Genomic DNA, 17,300 nt, shown 5'->3' with positions numbered 1-17,300 from the left:
AGATATTTCTACTTGGACTTGTAATATTTGTGATTTCCTACCTACTTCCAGTAGATATATTTGAAAGCTTTACAAAGCTAAGACCAACTGGACTGACATCAATGTTTGTCTGTCCAGTTATTGGACTAATAGGTTTAATATTTGGGGTGAAGGAAAAGGATAAGTTGTTCATAGTGTTGAATATTCTATTAATCTTGTTAATTCCTATAGCAATGTTTGTAGGACATCTAGTAGGATCTGTTTAAGTGAGATAATAAGTTTAGATTAAAAATTTGTAACTAATTTTAAAAAAGCTATAAGTTTATCCGCTTATAGCTTTTTATCTCTCCACTTCCTTCCCATAATAATTTTCATAGTTTTTCCTATATTGAACAAGATCAGAAAATTGTTCTTTATTCAAAGAATACTCTTGCATAAGGGTGTTCTTTTTTTCTTGCAATTTATCGAGATTTGATAGTATTTCTTTTGTGTTTGGAAGCTTTTTATAGTTTTCTAAAATTTCTTTTGCGGCTATTTTATATACGGAAAGTTCGCTATAATACTCCTCTGCAAATTGCTTATCTTCAGGATTTTTCTTGTGGTATTTGTAGATTTCACGATACTTATTTATAGTATTTATATTTTCCATATCTTGAGATAAACTCTTCATTTCAGTTTCAATTTTTTTTATTTTATCTAATAAGTCTTGTCTATCATCAGCAGATTTTTTGATTAGATCATCGAGTTGAGTAATTGAATTAATTCCTTGCTCTCTAAGCTTAATTATCGAGTCAGCCATTGTTTTTATATTATGTTTTCTTGCCCAGACTTCGTAACCTTTAGAGGATTGAGCTTTTTTATTAGTAGATATATCAATAACACTTCCTACTCGTTTTTTAATAGGATTAGCTTTGTTTTTAATAACTAAATCTATTCTTTCTTTGATTTTTTCTTCTGTATAATCTTCTCCGATAGTCTTAGCTCTTGTAAATCTTTGCTTATCTTTATGACGAAAAGCAATGTGTTTACCAAACTTAATTTCATAATCAAGAGATTTCATATTTTCTAAAAACTCTTCCCAAGATTTAGACTTATTAATCATTCTGTCTATATCAAATTGCAGTTTAGACTTCCAAGAATTTCCTTTCTTGTTTTGGTCATACTCATACCAAGATTTACCAGCAGTTTTGTATTTTCTTTTGTAAGCTTCATAATATTCATCAATGACTGAAAGCTTATTTTCTTTACATAATTCGTCACTTTGATATCTGATTTTATGGTAAGTTTTTTTGTTAGATTGGTAGCATTTACCAGTCTTGTAATTAACATTATTAAAAATAATATGGTTATGGATATGTCCTCTATCTATATGAGTTGCAAGAACAAATTCATAATTTTCTTTTAAAATTTTCTTACATAATTCCATTCCTATTTCGTGAGCTTTTATAGGGTCAACCTCTCCTGGTAGAAAAGATTGGATTAAATGTCGAGCTAAAACTGAACCTTTAGTATCATTGTCTTCTCGTGTTTTCATAAACTGAATATGAGCAGTAGATGGATGACATTTGAATGAAGAAACCAAGACTTTTTCATCAGTTTTTTCACTCTTAGTAATGTAATCTATTGCCAAATTTAGAGTCGATTTTATAGGATGTATTTTTGTAATTGCCATATTAATCACCAGAACTTTCTTTTGATTTATTAAGAAGTAGGGAATGGATCTGCCATATTTCTCTTGATAATTTTTCTATCTGCTTATTCATTGATTCAATTTCATTCTTGTAAATAACACCAGTTGTATTAGTAGCTTTTGCAATCTGGTTTATGTTATTTGTTGCATTTGAAAGCAGCCATTGCAGGTTTCTAAATGGTTCTAAATCTACTACATAAATTTCTTTTTCTAATACACATTTCCTAAGAAAGTGGGACATTGTTTTGCAATTAGCAAGTTTCATTTTCTTTTCGAAGATTTCTTTTTCTTCATCTGTTAAATATATTTTAAGTTGATTTCTTCTCTTTCTATTATCCATAGTAGTTCTCCTTATAATAAAAAATTGGGGTCTTAGGGTTCTCCCTAACAAGGTAAAATTGATAAAAAAAGAAGCAGTCCATATAGGTTCTGCTTCATCAATTTTTCGTAAGTGGGTACTCACTTACTGTGCTTGCTATTATAGTTATAAGCGTTAAGCGTTTATTTAGTTTTATTAATTATACCGCATTTAAATAAATTAATTAAGAAGTATACGGTAGAGTAGAGCAAAATTTATAATTTGATTGATATTGAAAATATTTTTCAATTAAGATATAATAAAAACCGAGGGATATCTCGGTAAAATTATCAAATGTGAGGAGGTCTTTTATTGAAGGATAAGGAATTAAAAGTTGGTCAAATAAGAAAAAAAGAAATTCGAGATGCAGCAATGAGATGTTTTTTGAATAAGGGATTTCAAAATACAACGATGGAAGATGTGATTAAAGAAGTTGGCATGAGCACAGGTGGCGTCTATCATCATTATAAAAGCACAGCTGAAATGCTTAAAGATTTAATGCTTGATGGAAATCAGTATAGAAATAATTTAATTGATAATTATTTAGAAGCTCACATAGGTCAAGATAAATATGAACAGATGAGTGAAATTTTAGTGGATAAGTGTCTACCAGATACAGATATTACTAAGGTTTATTCTCTTTTATTACAATCAAAAAAATATAATGAAGATTTAGAGAAGATGTTTCAAGATTTGAAAACAGAAACAGTAAATCAATTAGATTCAATATCTAATAAATTAGGAATTGATTCAAAGATTTTTGAAGATGGTTTTTTAGTAAATTATATAAATGGAATGATATTAAGCTCGCAAGTTCTTAATGCAAGAGATTCATATGATGAGAATAGGAAATATCTAAAAGATACAATTTTAAATTATATTTTAGATTTAGAAAAAAATAGATAACTAAGGAGGTTTCAGAAATGAATAAAAAATTAGAAGTTAGAGATTTAATTAATGTTGGTTTGTTTGCAGTACTTGGGTTTATTTTTATGCTAATAGGCTCATTTACAGCTATGGTTCCTGTTTTGATGCCAATTGTTCCCTTAGTACAGGGAATTTTAGTTGGACCTAGTAACATGCTTTTTTCAACAAAAATTAAGAAGCCAGGAATGCTTTTTATTCAAACAATGCTAATATCTTTAGCTTATGTCATCATGGGTCATGGTCCATGGGCACTTTTAACAGGAGCAATTGCAGGATTTATTGGAGAAATAATATTAAAATCAGGCTCTTATGACAGTAAAGGAAAATCTAGATTAGCATTTTCTTTTTCAAGTCTTTGCACTTTAGGAAACTATGTTCCGATTATCATCTCAAGAAATGAGTATGCACAAGGGCTTTTAAATCAAGGTTATAAGCAAGAATTTATTGACACAATGATGAAAGTTATGCCTGATTGGATTTTAATAGTTATGGCTATTTTAGGATTTATTGGTGCTTTTGTAGGTTGTAGCTTAGGAATTGTGTTTTTGAAAAAACATTTTTCAAAAATTGGTAAGTAAGAATTAGGGAGCGGGTTATTAGATATGATAAGGATAGATTTTAGAGCAAAATTATTTTTAATGATGGTTATTTCTTTTATTATGACAATTGGAAATATTCAAAGCCTAAATCCTATATATTATGTATTAATATGTATGCTCCCTACTTTTTTATTATTTTTATCTGGACATATAAAATCCGGGATTAAATCAATCATACTTTTTATAATATTGAATATTATAGAAATTAATATTAGGGAATTAAATGATTCTATAATATTATCACTTATACACATAGTTATAATTATAATAAAAAGAGTTTTTGCACCTATGGTTATGGGAAATTATATAATTTTAACGACTAGTGTAGGAGAAGCAATTTGTTCATTAAAAAAGGTGAAGTGTCCTGATCAGATAGCCATTCCTGTTGCGGTTATGGTTAGATATTTTTATGCAACAAGAATTGAGTATAGACAAATAAAACAAGCTATTTATTTGAGGGGTATAAGTTTTAGGAAATTTTTAAAGAATCCTATTTTATTAATTGAATATAGTATAATCCCACTATTGATGACCCTATCAAATTCTGCTGATGAATTGACAGTAGCTTCATTAACTAAGGGTCTTGCTGTCAATCAAAATAGATCAAATATTAGAGAAGCAAAGTTAACATTTGCTGACTATTTAATTTTTTTTGTTTCTATTTTAGTTTTATTTTTTTATATAAGAGGTAGAAAATATGCTTAAAATAAGAAACCTTGATTTATCTTTTGATGATGAAAATATCTTAAAAAATCTAAATTTTGAATGTAAAGCTGGCGAAATTACAGTTATTACAGGACATTCTGGATGTGGAAAAAGCACACTATTAAAAGCAATTAATGGAGTAATACCTGAATACCTTGATGGTAATATTAGTGGAGAAATAAAATATAACAGCCTAGATTTACTTAGTAAAAATATATTTGAAAGATCATGTATTATTTCAAATGTATTTCAAAATCCAAAATCTCAATTTTACTGTATGAATTCCACTGAGGAGTTAGCCTTTCAGCTAGAAAATAGAAATACTGACAAGTTAGAGATAATCAATAGAATAAAGAAATACTCAAAACTCTTAAATATAGAATACTTATTAGACAAAAATATATTTGATTTATCTGGTGGAGAAAAGCAAATGATAGCACTTGCAGCTTGTGCAATTTCTGAAAATGATATTATCTTATTAGATGAACCATCTTCATCATTAGATAATGAATCTATAGAAAGGTTAAAAGAAGCCTTAGTGAAATTAAAAGAATTAAATAAGATAATAATTGTTGTGGAACATAGATTATTTTATTTAAAAGATATAATGGATAGGCTCTGTATTATTGATAATGAGTCTTTAAATTCATACGAAAAAGAAGATTTAAATGATTACAATTTGAAAGCTATTGCAGAAGGATATGGACTTAGAACATTTAATAAAATAGAGAAAAGTGATTTAGAGATTAATAAATATTATAAAGTGAATTTATTGGATGATAAAAATAATTTTAGCAGTGGAGATTTATCATGTCATAATTTTAAGAAAAAATATGAAAAGAATAAAATTTTTGACTTTAGTATTTCCTTTAATAAGGGAGTAAATTTTATCATTGGAAAAAATGGAATAGGGAAAAGTACTTTCATTAAATTATTGACCGGTACTACAAAAGGTCACGGAGATGTATTTGTTAATCAAAAAAAAGTTACAAAACAAAATAAAGAAATTTTTATGGTAATGCAAGATCCTAGCTCCCAGCTTTTTACAGAAAGTGTATTATCGGAAGTATCAACAGTAAGTGAAGATAAAAGCCTAAATGAAAAAATGTTGGAAAAGATGGGATTATTATCAAAGCTTGAAAAACATCCTCAAAGTTTATCGGGAGGAGAGAAGCAAAGATTGTTGATTGCTATAGCAAGGCTTAGTAATAAACCTATTATTATCTTAGATGAGCCTACAAGTGGATTATGTAAACCACAGATGAATACATTAATTAATTTCCTACACGATATGGAGAGAGAAGGAAAACTCATTATAATTATTACACATGATTTTGAATTTATAAAACATTGTGATGGTACAATATATGAATTTCTAAAATAAAATGCAAATGGATACAATTATGGAGGTGTTAAATTATGAAAGAAAAAAGTCCTGCTGTAATATTGTGGGAGCTTGCATATAAGGAACATTCAAAGTTAAAAATATCTGTATTTATAGCAAGTATCGGTGTTATTGCCGGAATTGTTCCATACATTGCTGCAAGCCGTATTTTAGTCTATTTATTAAATGGAATTGCAGATTTCAAGGTCTATTTTTTATGGATGGGAATAGGTCTGTTATCTTATATTTTAAAATCTGTTTTATACTCTACGGCGTTATCTGTATCTCATAAAGCGACTTTTAGTGTATTGAAAGATATTCGCTTGAGAATGATTGATAAACTTCCGAAGATGCCGTTAGGAGAAATAATCTCTGTTCCAAGCGGAAACTTTAAGCAGATTATAGTGGATCAGGTTGAAAGTATGGAGAAACCGCTCGCTCACCTGTTGCCTGAAATGACATCGAATCTCTTAGGTTCTTTGAGTATATTTATTTACTTATTATTTCTTGATTGGAGAATGGCTCTTTTATCATTAGTATCCATTCCTGTGGGGATGCTTTTTATGGGACTCGTAATGAAAAATTATGCTGTTCAATATGAAGGATCTGTAAAGGTAAATCGAGAAATGAATTCTGCAATCATTGAGTATGTTAATGGAATAGAAGTGATAAAAACATTTAATCAAGACAAGAGCTCGTACGCAAAGTACAAAGATAAAGTCATTGCAAATGCAAGATACTTTTATGAATGGATGAAGAGCTGTCAGTTACCTGTATCTTTATCTAAAAACATATCTCCTACTACAATGATCACAGTGCTTCCATTTGGTTGGTATTTCTACATTAGCGGCAGTTTAAGTGCAGAAGTATTTATATCTGTAATTATTCTATCTTTAGGTATTGCAGGACCTTTACTTGAAACAATCAATTTTGTTGATGGTCTTGCTAAGATAGGGACTATTGCAAATTCTATTAACTTAATTTTAGAAGGAAAAGAACAAAAGCATTCTGATAGAGAAGTGACTATCCAGCAATATAATATTGATTTACAAAATGTAAAGTTTGGATATGAAGAAGAAAAAGAAATTCTTCATGGAATATCCCTAAACATAAAAGAAGGGACAACAGTGGCTTTTGTTGGACCAAGTGGAAGTGGCAAGTCAACTTTAGCAAAATTAATAGCTGGATATTGGGATAGCATGGAAGGAAATATAAATATTGGTGGACACAATCTTAAGGAAATTCCATTAAAGCAATTATATAGTTTGACCGCCTTTGTTTCTCAGGATAATTTTTTGTTCAACGAAAGTATTAGGGAGAATATAAGAATGGGCAATCCAAGTGCCAGTGATAAAGAAGTAGAAGACATTGCTAAGAAATCGGGTTGTCATGATTTTATTATGAAAATGGAACATGGTTACGATACGGTTGTCGGAAGTAGTGGGAGCCATGTTTCTGGTGGAGAAAGGCAAAGAATATCAATAGCGAGAGCAATGCTCAAAAATGCACCTATTGTAATACTTGATGAAGCTACTTCATATATAGATCCTGAAAATGAAGTGATTATAAAGCAAGCTTTATCAAAGCTTATAAAAGATAAAACGGTGATTATTATTGCTCATAGGTTATCAACTATAACAGATGCAGAACAAATATTCTTAATTGAGAATGGAGAGCTTGTTTCACATGGTAAGCATGAAGAACTTATGGAAGATTCTGAGTTATACCAAAAGATGTGGAATGCTCATATTGGAGTAAAGGATGGTGAAATAAAATGATAAGTGCCTTAAAGAAAATTTTAGATTTCTCAGGTGATGAGAAGAAAAATGTATACCATTCTATATGGGTAAGTTTCTTGTTTGCAATTTTTCACATGCTCCAAATCAGTGCAATATACATTATTGTTAAAGCTATTGTTGAAAAAGATATGAGTATGACACCTGCATGGATTGCTTTGATACTTCTTGTTATAAGCATAGTTGGCAGAAGTGTTACAAATTATTTTTCACAATTACAGCAATGCCATGCAAGTTATTTCATGGTGGCAAATAAAAGAGTAGCAATAGGTGAAATGTTAAAAAAAATACCTATGGGATTTTTCAATGAAAACAATATTGGTGAAGTGGTTGGAATTTCTACAACTGTTTTAGAAGATGTAGAAAATACCGCAGCAATGGTTATGGTAAATACATTATCAGGTTTTATAAACACGATAATATTTACAATAATGATTTTAGCATTTGAGTGGAGAATAGGTTTTATTGTTGCAATTGGATGCCTATTGTACTTATTTGTTCTATCAAAAATGGAAAGCAAATCAAGGAGTGTTCTTCCTAAAAGACAAAAAGCATCTGCTAAATTGGTTGATGCCATTTTAGAGCAAATTGGAGGAATGTCTGTTATAAAATCCTTCAATTTAACAGGAAAAGGAGATGAAAAAGTCAGAGGTGCTATTGAAAATAGCAGAAAAATAAATCTTGATTGTGAAAAACTGTTTACACCTTATACAATTTTGCAAAATATTCTTTTGGACTTGTTTAGCATTTTGATAATAGGTGCAGGTATTTTCTTTTATCTTAATGGAGAACTCTCATTCTTAAATACAGTTATGACGATTATAATTTCTTTTCTTGCTTTTTCTCAAATAAAATTGGCAGGAAGTGCAACAACCTCCCTCAGAGTTGTTAGTGGATCTATTGAGCAAACAAAGAAGTTAGAGGAATTTCCACAGATGGATATTGATGGAAAAGACATAAAGCCTACTACTTTCGATATTTCTTTTGATAATGTAGAGTTTTCATATTCAGGCAAAAAAATTCTTGATGATATTTCGGTCAAGATACCACAAAACCAAATGACAGCTATAGTTGGACCTTCAGGAGCTGGAAAAACTACCTTTTGCAATTTGATAGCGAGATTTTGGGATGTAGAGAAAGGAGAAATCAGCATAGGTGAGCATAATATTAAAGAATATTCATTGGAGTCATTAATGAGACAAATTAGTATGGTTTTTCAAAATGTTTATTTATTTCAAGACACTATTGAGAACAATATAAAGTTTGCCAAGCCTGATGCTACACATGAGGAAGTTATAGAAGTTGCAAAGAAAGCGTGTTGTCATGAATTTATTATGAAGCTTCCTGAACAATATGAAACAGTTATAGGAGAGGGAGGTGCAAGTCTTTCTGGTGGAGAAAGACAAAGAATATCAATTGCAAGAGCAATGATAAAGAATGCACCTATCATTATTTTCGATGAAGCTACTGCAAATGTAGATCCCGAAAATGAGGATAAATTACAGGTTGCCATGGAGGAACTTACAAGAAATAAAACAGTCATCATGATTGCACATAGATTGAAAACAATAAAAAATGCAAATCAAATTCTTGTCTTGGCTAATGGAAAGATAACGCAACAAGGTACACATGAAGAACTTATTCAAGTTGATGGTATCTACAAAAAATTTGTTGAAGCAAGACAAGTGGCAGCAAAGTGGCAGTTGTCATAAGTTATAAAAATGTTGAAAAAAACTGGAGGAAGTCATATGGGAAAACAAGATATGAAAACACAACTTTTAACCAAAAGTCCTAAAGATTTATTGTTTCAGTTAGCTATTCCGGGAATTATAGGAATGATAGTTATAGGGCTATATCCATTTATGGACGGAATTTTTGCTGGATGGATTATTGGAGACTATGCAATGTCTGCTATTAGTATATCCATGTCCTTAACAATAATAAATGGTGGAGTATCAGCACTTATTGGAGTTGGTAGTGCATCAATATTATCAAGGGCGATTGGAAAGGGAGATAAAGAAACAACTGACAAGATATTTGGAAATTTTTGTTATTGGGTAATTTTATTCTCTATAGTTATCACAATATTAGGTTTGATATTTGCACCTAATTTTTTGGATTTAGTAGGAGCAAAGGGGAATATTAAAGAACTTGGAGTCAGATATTTAAGAGTAGTTTTTTTTGGCTCCATATTTGTTAATTTTGCTCAAGCCGGAAATATGACAATGCGTGGTGAAGGTGCATTAAAGCAATCCATGATTATTATGGGGGTAGGAGCAATATTAAACATTATTTTAGATCCTATTTTCATGAAGTTGATGGGAGAATATGCGATTGAAGGGGCAGCTATTGCAACTGTAATCTCTCAAATTGTGCAAGCTATATTAACCTTCCGCTATTTTTCAAAGAAAAGTGCTTTTGTGGGGATTCATAAAATCCAAAAGAGTAAGGATATTTCCAGTGAAATGTTTAGCATAGGAAGTTCTGCAATGATGATGCAAATTTTGTTTGCAGTACAACAAACATTCTTGTTTAAGCAAGCTTTCGCATACGGTGGAGATAATTGGGGAATTTTAATGGCTGCTACAATGAGATTGTATATGTTCTCCTTTATTCCTCTTTGGGGAATGAGCCAAGGTTTACAGCCTGTTATTGGGGCAAATTTCGGAGCAAAGCAATATAAAAGAGTAAAAGATACAATGAAGGTTTTTATGTACGGAGCAACTATTCTTGCAGCTCTTTCATGGATACCATCGATGTTTTATTCAGAAAAATTACTATCACTATTCAGTGTAAGAAGTGAAATCATAGAAGCTGGTGTTATGAATTTCAAGATGTTTTATTCCACATTTATTTTGTATGGAATTATGATAATGACACTTACATTCTTTCAATCTATTGGAGATGGGAAAAAAGCAAGCATGATTGTAATGCTTAGACAGCTGATTTTGTTTATTCCGGCTATATTATTGCTTCCAAAATTTTTTGGAGCAAGTGCAGTTTGGTGGGCTGAACCTATTGTAGATTTTAGTATGATTATGTTGGGACTGTTTTTAATGCTTAATGGACTTAGGAAAATGGGAAAAGACAAAGCGTAAATACAAGGACATTTGATATAAAAGCGAAAATAATCAAAAGAGGCTGTAGGTATGGATGCTATTTATCTATAATGAACGGGGGGAAAGGGAGATGAACAAGTGTATAAGTTACCTTGTAGAATTGAAATGGAATAAAAATACTCCTTTTTTCTATAATTCTTGTAGTTGTCTGTCTTTATATATTCTCGTCTAAACAATTAAATATTGTAAAAGAAAGAACGGATTTCTTTCATTTCAGAGGACTTCTTATGCCAAGATGCAGGAGTCCTCCTTTTTTGTCTGAATAACAAATAGACAAAAAAGAAATGGAGGAAACTTTATGGCAAAAGAGTATTACCTTTATGTCAACGGACAAAGGGTTAAAGTCAGCGAGCAGATATATAAAGTCTACTGGCGAGAAAAAGAACACGAAAAGTATTTGGAGCAGGTGGACAAGAAAAACCACTTGCTCTTTTTTTCATCTCTAAATCACGATGGGAATTTTGAAAATAATCTAGAAGATAAAAACGTTGATGTTGAAAAAGTTGTAGCTACACAAATAATGATTGAAGCACTAAGAAATGCTATGTCAAAGTTAAATGAGGAGGAACGGGAAATAATCGAAAGATTATATTTCAATGATGAAACACTTCGTGCAGTAGCAAAGACTCAAAATATATCACATCCTGCTTTAATAAAAAGGCGAGATAAGATTTTAGAAAAACTAAAGAAATTTATAGAAGAAATATAGTTTCTGGTTACCAAAGAGGGCAAATTTTCCTTTATAAAGTGAGGGGAGTTTTGTCCTCTTTCTATGTTAAAAGAAATTTAAACAATATTTGAACCTTAACAATTGAATAGACCAAGACAAGACATTAATCATTTTTGGAGCGTAATAATCTATCCGCCAAGATCTTTCTGCTGAATAATTCGGCAAAACAAGTACTGCTAAGCAAAAAGCAAGGGAAGAAGAAAGGGAGCGATAAGTAAGAGTTTGAATATAGGGAGGGATACCCTATTCGCTACGAAGAAAATGAGGATAATGATACTTCTAAGGTTGAAGCCGGCTCATCCTGAACAGAGGCGGAGGTGAGATTCCTATGTTGCTAATCCAAGGCACTTGTCAATGTCAAAAAACTTTAAAAATATTAAAATAAATATTTTAAATATATTATTTGGAGGATTTATGATTAACGAAAATATAAAAGGTGTTCGTGTTTCTGAGAAAGCATTTCTAACATTAAAAGAAGCATCTGAATATTTTAATATTGGTCAAGATAAAGTTAGACAATTAACGGATGAAAATGATTGTGATTTTGTATTATTTAATGGTAGTAAGCGTCTTATTAAGAAAAAGTTAATGGAAGAATATTTAAATAGACAGTTCTCTATCTAATCTAAAACTATATATAAAACACGCTTAATGCGGTATAATAATTATAGCGTGTCTTTTATCAAAAAAGGAGAATTTTTATGGTAAAAAGACGCAAAGATAGTAAAGGGGTTGTTTTAAAAGACGGTGAATATCAAAGATCAAATGGCACTTATGAATTTAAGTGGCAAGACAAAATAGGTCGTAGAAAATCTATCTATGCGAAAACTCTAAAAGAATTAAGAGAAAAGGAATTAGATATTTTACGCAATACTATAGATGGAATCAACAACGAAGGAAGTAGCTTATCTGTAAATGATACTTTTAAGCTATGGACAAAGGTAAAAAGAGGTTTAAAAGATAATACCTTTAAAAATTACATCTATATGTATCAACAATTTGTCGAACCGACTTTTGGTCGTATTAAACTATCTGATATTAAAAGATCTGATGTTAGAAGTTTTTATAACAGATTAAAGGAAGATCAGGGATTGATGGTTTCTACCATAGATTGTGTTCATACTGTCTTACATCAGGTTTTAGAATTAGCAGTGGATGACGAATATATAAGGTTTAATCCATCTGACAATGCTTTGAAGGAATTGAAAGTAGCTTATCGAAATGAATCTCCGAAGAAAAAAGCCATGACAATAGAAGAACAGGTGCTATTTGAAGAATATTTATCTAATAGTGATGAATATAAAAAATGGTATCCAATATTCATTGTTATGCTTTGGACGGGAATGAGAGTTGGAGAAGTTACAGGATTGCAATGGGACGATCTAGATTTTGATAATGGTCTTATAAATGTAAATAGGACTTTGGTATATTATAGTAAAGGTAAAGGATTAAACAATAGATATGCTATTAATACACCGAAGACAGCATCAGGTAAGCGAAGTATTCCTATGGTTCAAAAAGTAAAAGATGCTTTTCTTATGGAAAGAGAGTTACAAAAGACTTTTGGAATCGAATGTTGTGATTCAATCGATGGATTTAAAGACTTTGTATTTTTAAACAGATTCGGAAAGGTTCACAATAATGGAACACTTAATAAAGCTTTAAGAAGAATTGTTAGAGATTGCAATTTAAGTATAATGGATAAAAATAAATCGAGCTCTAATGATATTCTATTAGTTCCACATTTAAGCAATCACATTTTCAGACACACCTTTACTACAAGGCTTAATGAACAAAATATAAATACAAAAGCAATGCAGTCTATTCTAGGTCATTCTGATATTAGTACAACAATGGATATATATGTAGATGCAACAGAAGATTTTAAGATAGAACAGATGGGAGAATTTGAAAAAGCGATGAAATTTATATTTTAGAATTTACGACAGCTTACGACAAATTTACGACAATTTGCTAGAAATCTATAGGCACTTATAGAGAGTTAGCAAATTGTCGTAAATGGAGAAGTACCATAAAATAGACTTTTATAGAGATTTAGACAATTATCTAAGGTAGAGGGGATTTTCCCAACAATGAAGCCAGTTGGAAATAATTCTTCTGATAGTTCAAAAGATGGTGAAGACAATACAAAAGCTAAGAAATTAGACTTATCAAAAGTAAAAGTTGAACCATTATTTGAAGATTTTGTAGATTTTGATAAATTCTCAGAATCTGATTTCAGAGTTGTGAAAGTAAAATCTTGTGAAGAAGTTCCAAAATCTAAGAAATTATTAAAATTCACTTTGAATGATGGATCCGGAAAAGATAGAATCATATTATCAGGAATCAAAAACTACTACAGTGCAGAAGATTTAGTAGGTAAAACATTACTTGCAATAACTAACTTGCCACCAAGAAAAATGATGGGTGAAGAATCTTGCGGAATGCTTTTATCTGCAATCTGCGAATATGAAGGAGAAGAAGTATTGAATCTTATAATGTTAGATTCAAACATTCCAGCAGGATCAAAATTATATTAAAGAACACGCTAAAAATGAAACTGGGGTTTGTAATGAATCCCAGTTTAATTTTTAGGGGTATGTACGAGATGGATATTTAGAATAATTTTATTACCGATAAGATTAGTGTTTAGTTTGCTCATGGCTTTTTTAACCTTTATATTAAGTTTGAGTACTGCGTTGTTAAGCGTAGTTTCTACTTTGATTTTTGTAATTGGATTAGCTAGCATTTTTCAAGGAGACAAGCAAATTGTAATTGTATTAATAATTTTTTCTTTGGGGCTTGTCCTAGTTGCTTGTGGAGCAGATAAAAAAGAAGAAGCCCTAAGTGTAAGCTATAAAGACGGCAAATATCATGGAGAATCTGCCAAAGATGAAAGAGGCGGACTTGTAAAGGTGGATATAAGTGTTAAAGACAATAAGATTGAATCTTGTACAATGCAAAACATTGATGGAGATGGAAAAGAAAAGGATGAATCTTATGGTCAAAGCCAAAATGAAGGACTATATAAGATAGCCCAACAAGCTATAAATCTTGCAAAGTCATATCCAGATAGATTAGTGGAAAAAGGAAATCCTGAAGGAGTGGACGTTATTTCGGGGGCAACACAAACTTACAAGCAATTTATAGAAGCTTGCAATAATGCTCTTGATGGTGCAAAATAATGAAAGATTTATACACAATTAATTTAGCAAAAAAGAATATAGAAAATAAAAAGGCAAGGTCAGTTACCTTGATTTTACTTGTAGGAATTTTAACTTTTATTTTATTCATGTCATCATTTATAATTTTTTCTCTTAAAAACGGCATGAAATCTCTATCAGATAGGATGGGAGCAGACATTATAGTAGTCCCAGAAGGTTATGATTCCAAAATTACAGGTGCAATATTAAGGGGAGAACCTAATACATTTTTTTTTGACAAGGATATATTAAATAGAGTAAAAAAAATACCAGGAGTTGAAAAAGCCTATGGTCAAGTTTATCTATCTACACTTTCTGCTGGATGCTGTTCTTTTCCCATTCAAGTTATAGGAATTGACTTTTCTGATGACTTTAGCGTTAAACCTTGGCTTGAAAAACAGATTAAAACTCCAATTAAAGCTGGGCAAGTTGTTGTAGGTGCTAACATTGTGGGGACTATTAATCATAAGGTTAAATTTTTTAATCAAGAATTTGAGATAAAAGGTAGGCTTGCAAAAACTGGCATGGGTTTTGATAATTCAGTTTTTATGACAATAGAAGAAACTCATAGATTAGCCAAGGAATATGAAAAGATAATTAATCATCCGGTGGCAAAAAAAGATGATATATCTTCTATTTTAGTAAAAGTTGAAAAAAACAAAGATCCAAAAACAATTCAAAAACTTATTAAGGAAGAATTTAAAAAAGAAAAAGTGTATCCTTTATTGCCAAGAAAAATAATGACAGAAGTTTCAGATTCAGCAAAAAACATGCTTGTATATGTGTATATATTGATAGCTTTGATTTGGATACTAGCTTTCTTTATTTTAAGTCTTGTAAATACCTTATCAGTTAAGGAAAGGAAAAGAGAATTTGCAACCATAAGGATATTAGGAGCAACAAAGAAAAAACTCAGTGAAGTAGTTCTTATTGAATCTATGCTAATTAATGGTACAGGTGCAGTCATAGGTTCTGTGCTTTCCTTTGTTTTAAGTATAACTTTCAATAATGTATTTTCATCACTTTTGAAAATGCCTTTTTTAAGACCGAATATATTCCTTATGATTTTAATGTTAATAATAGTAATAATTTTGGGAACCTTGTTAGGTCCAATATCTTCAATTATTGCTATTAATAAAATAAATAAAGTAGAATTATTATTGATGCAAAGAGATAATGATTAAAATAGGCTATTTGTCAAATTTTGGGGAGACTTGTTAACTCGAGTCTCTCTTTTCATTTAAAAATCCATACTTAAACGCTAATAAAAGGTCAAAAATAAAATAACTAAAAAACCATTAAAAATAAACATAGCAATAAGGTGACCCCAAAAAGTTGGATTTTATACCAGAGACATCTAGAAATATTTGTCTCTGGTTTTTTGTCCTCATATTTCCCCTAGGAGAAATCGCAGCTAAGCTGCATTCAATTTCCTATATTCAACTGGACTTAAATATCCAAGTTTTTCTTTTATTCTATCTTCATTGTAATATTTTATATATTCTTCTATTGTCTTTTTTAGTTCGTTAAATGATTCAAACGTTCTACCATAGTAAATTTCTTGTTTTAATATCCCAAAGAAATTTTCCATAGGGGAATTATCCAAGCAATTTCCTTTTCTAGATATACTCTGTAAAATTCCATCACTTTCTAACCTATTAGTATATTGTTTTAATTGATACGCCCAGCCTTGATCCGAATGAAAGATTCTTTTATATTTGCAGTCTGAAGTCTTTTCTATCGCTTCTTCAAGAGGAGTTATTATTGCCTCTAATGATGGTGAAGTTGTTATTGAATAGCTAATGATTTCTCCATTAAACATATCCGAGAAAGGATTTAAGTAAAGTTTTTTTACTTGCATATTCCCAGATTTATCTTTTTCATAGTATTTGAATTCACTTGTATCTGTTGTGATTTTTTGATGTACTACAGAAGTGTTAAATATTCTTTTTATCCTATTTGGTGCTACTTTACCCACTGTTGCCTTGTATGAGTAATATTTTCTTGATTTACGTGCAAAATTTCTAACTTGAAGCTTTAGTTTTTGTACCAGTCTTTGAACTTTTTTCTTGTTTATTACAAGACCAATTCTTCTAAGCATTGCATGTATTCTTCTGTATCCATAGTTTGGATTATCTTTTCTTATTTTCTTGATTTGATTCTCAAAGGCTTCATCTTTATTTTTTCTGTCAAATCTTTTTTTCCAATACATGTATGTTGACTTAGGGAATTTTAAATAGCTAAGCAAATCTTTTAATAGATATTTTTCTCTTAATGAGTCAATTATTCGAGCCATTCTCTCATTTTCTGATCTTCCTCGTCCTCTAATTCCATCTTTTTTTTAGAAAATCTATTTCCATTTGTGCCCAGTAAAGCTTATCTTTTAGTTCAGCAATTTCATCTATTTCTTCCTTATAATATTCTTTCTTTACTTGTTCGTTATTTTTATTTTTATCTTTAGTCATGCTTGAAGGTCTTCCTCTCTTTTTAGGTCTAAGTCCATCAAGTCCTTGATTTCTAAAATCAATTACCCATCTAGCAATGATTGCTGGATTATTAATCTTAAATTGATTAGAAAGTTCTTGATAGGACATTTCTCCTGTTAAGTACAACTTTACTACATTTTTCTTAAATTCGAAAGAGTAACTATTATTTTTTCTAGAAATTTTTAAGCCTTCATATCCTTGTGTTTTGTATGAATTAACCCATCTTCGGACTACTGAATGATAACTAAGTCCATATTAATCAGTTAAATATTTATATCCTCCTTCTTTATTTAAGTATTCTTGTACTATTTTCATCTTAAATTC

General features: G+C 30.3%; 17 protein-coding genes and 1 pseudogene. 14 read left to right on the top strand and 4 right to left on the bottom strand.

The genetic code is table 11. The features are described 5' to 3' along the window. The first annotated feature begins 29 nt into the window (after positions 1 to 29). On the top strand, positions 30 to 245 hold the full coding sequence (locus FMG_RS09580; protein WP_012290733.1) for a hypothetical protein: 216 nt from the start codon (positions 30 to 32) through the stop codon (positions 243 to 245). Positions 246 to 319: 74 nt separating this feature from the next. Here FMG_RS09580 and FMG_RS05005 read toward each other — a convergent pair whose 3' ends face one another. Together FMG_RS05005 and FMG_RS05000 are read right to left on the bottom strand one after the other, a co-directional pair. Then, positions 320 to 1,651, bottom strand: a complete 1,332-nt coding sequence (locus tag FMG_RS05005) for a relaxase/mobilization nuclease domain-containing protein (RefSeq protein WP_041250602.1) — start codon at positions 1,649 to 1,651, stop codon at positions 320 to 322. A gap of 1 nt (position 1,652) precedes the next feature. Then, positions 1,653 to 2,009 carry a plasmid mobilization protein gene (locus FMG_RS05000; protein ID WP_012290731.1) on the bottom strand — a complete coding sequence of 119 codons (357 nt, stop codon included), beginning with the start codon at positions 2,007 to 2,009 and terminating at the stop codon, positions 1,653 to 1,655. 330 nt (positions 2,010 to 2,339) lie between these two features. Here FMG_RS05000 and FMG_RS04995 point away from each other — a divergent pair, with 330 nt between their 5' ends. The 13 genes and pseudogenes from FMG_RS04995 (at position 2,340) to FMG_RS04935 (ending at position 15,674) form a co-directional block, all read left to right on the top strand. Continuing rightward, on the top strand, positions 2,340 to 2,933 hold the full coding sequence (locus FMG_RS04995; protein ID WP_012290730.1) for a TetR/AcrR family transcriptional regulator: 594 nt from the start codon (positions 2,340 to 2,342) through the stop codon (positions 2,931 to 2,933). Between the two features lie 17 nt (positions 2,934 to 2,950). Further along, a complete protein-coding gene (locus tag FMG_RS04990) occupies positions 2,951 to 3,532 on the top strand; it encodes an MptD family putative ECF transporter S component (RefSeq protein ID WP_002836642.1) in 582 nt (193 codons plus the stop codon). A 24-nt stretch (positions 3,533 to 3,556) separates the two neighbouring features. Next, on the top strand, positions 3,557 to 4,258 hold the full coding sequence (locus tag FMG_RS04985) for an energy-coupling factor transporter transmembrane component T (RefSeq protein ID WP_012290729.1): 702 nt from the start codon (positions 3,557 to 3,559) through the stop codon (positions 4,256 to 4,258). Beyond that, positions 4,251 to 5,642: an ATP-binding cassette domain-containing protein gene (locus tag FMG_RS04980; RefSeq protein ID WP_012290728.1), complete on the top strand. Its 1,392-nt coding sequence runs from the start codon at positions 4,251 to 4,253 to the stop codon at positions 5,640 to 5,642. Before FMG_RS04985 ends, FMG_RS04980 begins: the two co-directional genes overlap by 8 nt. Before the next feature lie 35 nt (positions 5,643 to 5,677). Beyond that, positions 5,678 to 7,420 (top strand): ABC transporter ATP-binding protein, encoded by a 1,743-nt coding sequence (locus FMG_RS04975; RefSeq protein WP_012290727.1) that lies wholly within the window; start codon positions 5,678 to 5,680, stop codon positions 7,418 to 7,420. Beyond that, positions 7,417 to 9,150, top strand: coding sequence for an ABC transporter ATP-binding protein (locus FMG_RS04970; protein WP_012290726.1), 1,734 nt, complete (start codon positions 7,417 to 7,419; stop codon positions 9,148 to 9,150). Before FMG_RS04975 ends, FMG_RS04970 begins: the two co-directional genes overlap by 4 nt. A gap of 36 nt (positions 9,151 to 9,186) precedes the next feature. After that, positions 9,187 to 10,536, top strand: coding sequence for an MATE family efflux transporter (locus tag FMG_RS04965; protein WP_041250601.1), 1,350 nt, complete (start codon positions 9,187 to 9,189; stop codon positions 10,534 to 10,536). Between the two features lie 319 nt (positions 10,537 to 10,855). Further along, positions 10,856 to 11,266, top strand: a complete 411-nt coding sequence (locus FMG_RS04960) for a sigma factor-like helix-turn-helix DNA-binding protein (protein ID WP_009345230.1) — start codon at positions 10,856 to 10,858, stop codon at positions 11,264 to 11,266. A 435-nt stretch (positions 11,267 to 11,701) separates the two neighbouring features. Continuing rightward, on the top strand, positions 11,702 to 11,911 hold the full coding sequence (locus FMG_RS04955) for an excisionase (protein ID WP_009345237.1): 210 nt from the start codon (positions 11,702 to 11,704) through the stop codon (positions 11,909 to 11,911). Between the two features lie 77 nt (positions 11,912 to 11,988). Then, complete coding sequence (locus tag FMG_RS04950) at positions 11,989 to 13,224, top strand: tyrosine-type recombinase/integrase (protein ID WP_012290724.1); 1,236 nt, start codon at positions 11,989 to 11,991, stop codon at positions 13,222 to 13,224. A 144-nt stretch (positions 13,225 to 13,368) separates the two neighbouring features. Beyond that, a pseudogene (locus tag FMG_RS04945) lies at positions 13,369 to 13,827 on the top strand (lysine--tRNA ligase); the annotation flags it as partial. 207 nt (positions 13,828 to 14,034) lie between these two features. Next, complete coding sequence (locus FMG_RS04940) at positions 14,035 to 14,472, top strand: FMN-binding protein (RefSeq protein ID WP_041250651.1); 438 nt, start codon at positions 14,035 to 14,037, stop codon at positions 14,470 to 14,472. Then, positions 14,472 to 15,674 (top strand): ABC transporter permease, encoded by a 1,203-nt coding sequence (locus tag FMG_RS04935; protein ID WP_002840495.1) that lies wholly within the window; start codon positions 14,472 to 14,474, stop codon positions 15,672 to 15,674. The genes FMG_RS04940 and FMG_RS04935 overlap by 1 nt, the downstream gene beginning before the upstream one ends. Positions 15,675 to 15,904: 230 nt before the next feature. Here FMG_RS04935 and FMG_RS04930 read toward each other — a convergent pair whose 3' ends face one another. Next, positions 15,905 to 16,786, bottom strand: coding sequence for an IS3 family transposase (locus tag FMG_RS04930; protein ID WP_012290721.1), 882 nt, complete (start codon positions 16,784 to 16,786; stop codon positions 15,905 to 15,907). Between the two features lie 28 nt (positions 16,787 to 16,814). After that, on the bottom strand, positions 16,815 to 17,084 hold the full coding sequence (locus FMG_RS04925; protein WP_012290720.1) for a helix-turn-helix domain-containing protein: 270 nt from the start codon (positions 17,082 to 17,084) through the stop codon (positions 16,815 to 16,817). Positions 17,085 to 17,300 lie beyond the last annotated feature (216 nt).

The organism is Finegoldia magna ATCC 29328, from assembly GCF_000010185.1.
Taxonomy (GTDB): Bacteria; Bacillota; Clostridia; order Tissierellales; family Peptoniphilaceae; genus Finegoldia; species Finegoldia magna_H.
The sequence above is the reverse complement of the archived record's forward strand: the minus strand, read 5'-3'. Positions and strand labels throughout refer to the sequence as shown.

Coding starts and splice junctions, on each gene's coding strand:
- FMG_RS05005 (WP_041250602.1), bottom strand. CDS start 1,651: ATGGCAATTACAAAAATACATCCTATAAAATCGACTCTAAATTTGGCA.
- FMG_RS05000 (WP_012290731.1), bottom strand. CDS start 2,009: ATGGATAATAGAAAGAGAAGAAATCAACTTAAAATATATTTAACAGAT.
- FMG_RS04990 (WP_002836642.1), top strand. CDS start 2,951: ATGAATAAAAAATTAGAAGTTAGAGATTTAATTAATGTTGGTTTGTTT.
- FMG_RS04985 (WP_012290729.1), top strand. CDS start 3,557: ATGATAAGGATAGATTTTAGAGCAAAATTATTTTTAATGATGGTTATT.
- FMG_RS04980 (WP_012290728.1), top strand. CDS start 4,251: ATGCTTAAAATAAGAAACCTTGATTTATCTTTTGATGATGAAAATATC.
- FMG_RS04975 (WP_012290727.1), top strand. CDS start 5,678: ATGAAAGAAAAAAGTCCTGCTGTAATATTGTGGGAGCTTGCATATAAG.
- FMG_RS04970 (WP_012290726.1), top strand. CDS start 7,417: ATGATAAGTGCCTTAAAGAAAATTTTAGATTTCTCAGGTGATGAGAAG.
- FMG_RS04965 (WP_041250601.1), top strand. CDS start 9,187: ATGGGAAAACAAGATATGAAAACACAACTTTTAACCAAAAGTCCTAAA.
- FMG_RS04960 (WP_009345230.1), top strand. CDS start 10,856: ATGGCAAAAGAGTATTACCTTTATGTCAACGGACAAAGGGTTAAAGTC.
- FMG_RS04955 (WP_009345237.1), top strand. CDS start 11,702: ATGATTAACGAAAATATAAAAGGTGTTCGTGTTTCTGAGAAAGCATTT.
- FMG_RS04950 (WP_012290724.1), top strand. CDS start 11,989: ATGGTAAAAAGACGCAAAGATAGTAAAGGGGTTGTTTTAAAAGACGGT.
- FMG_RS04935 (WP_002840495.1), top strand. CDS start 14,472: ATGAAAGATTTATACACAATTAATTTAGCAAAAAAGAATATAGAAAAT.
- FMG_RS04930 (WP_012290721.1), bottom strand. CDS start 16,786: ATGGCTCGAATAATTGACTCATTAAGAGAAAAATATCTATTAAAAGAT.
- FMG_RS04925 (WP_012290720.1), bottom strand. CDS start 17,084: ATGTCCTATCAAGAACTTTCTAATCAATTTAAGATTAATAATCCAGCA.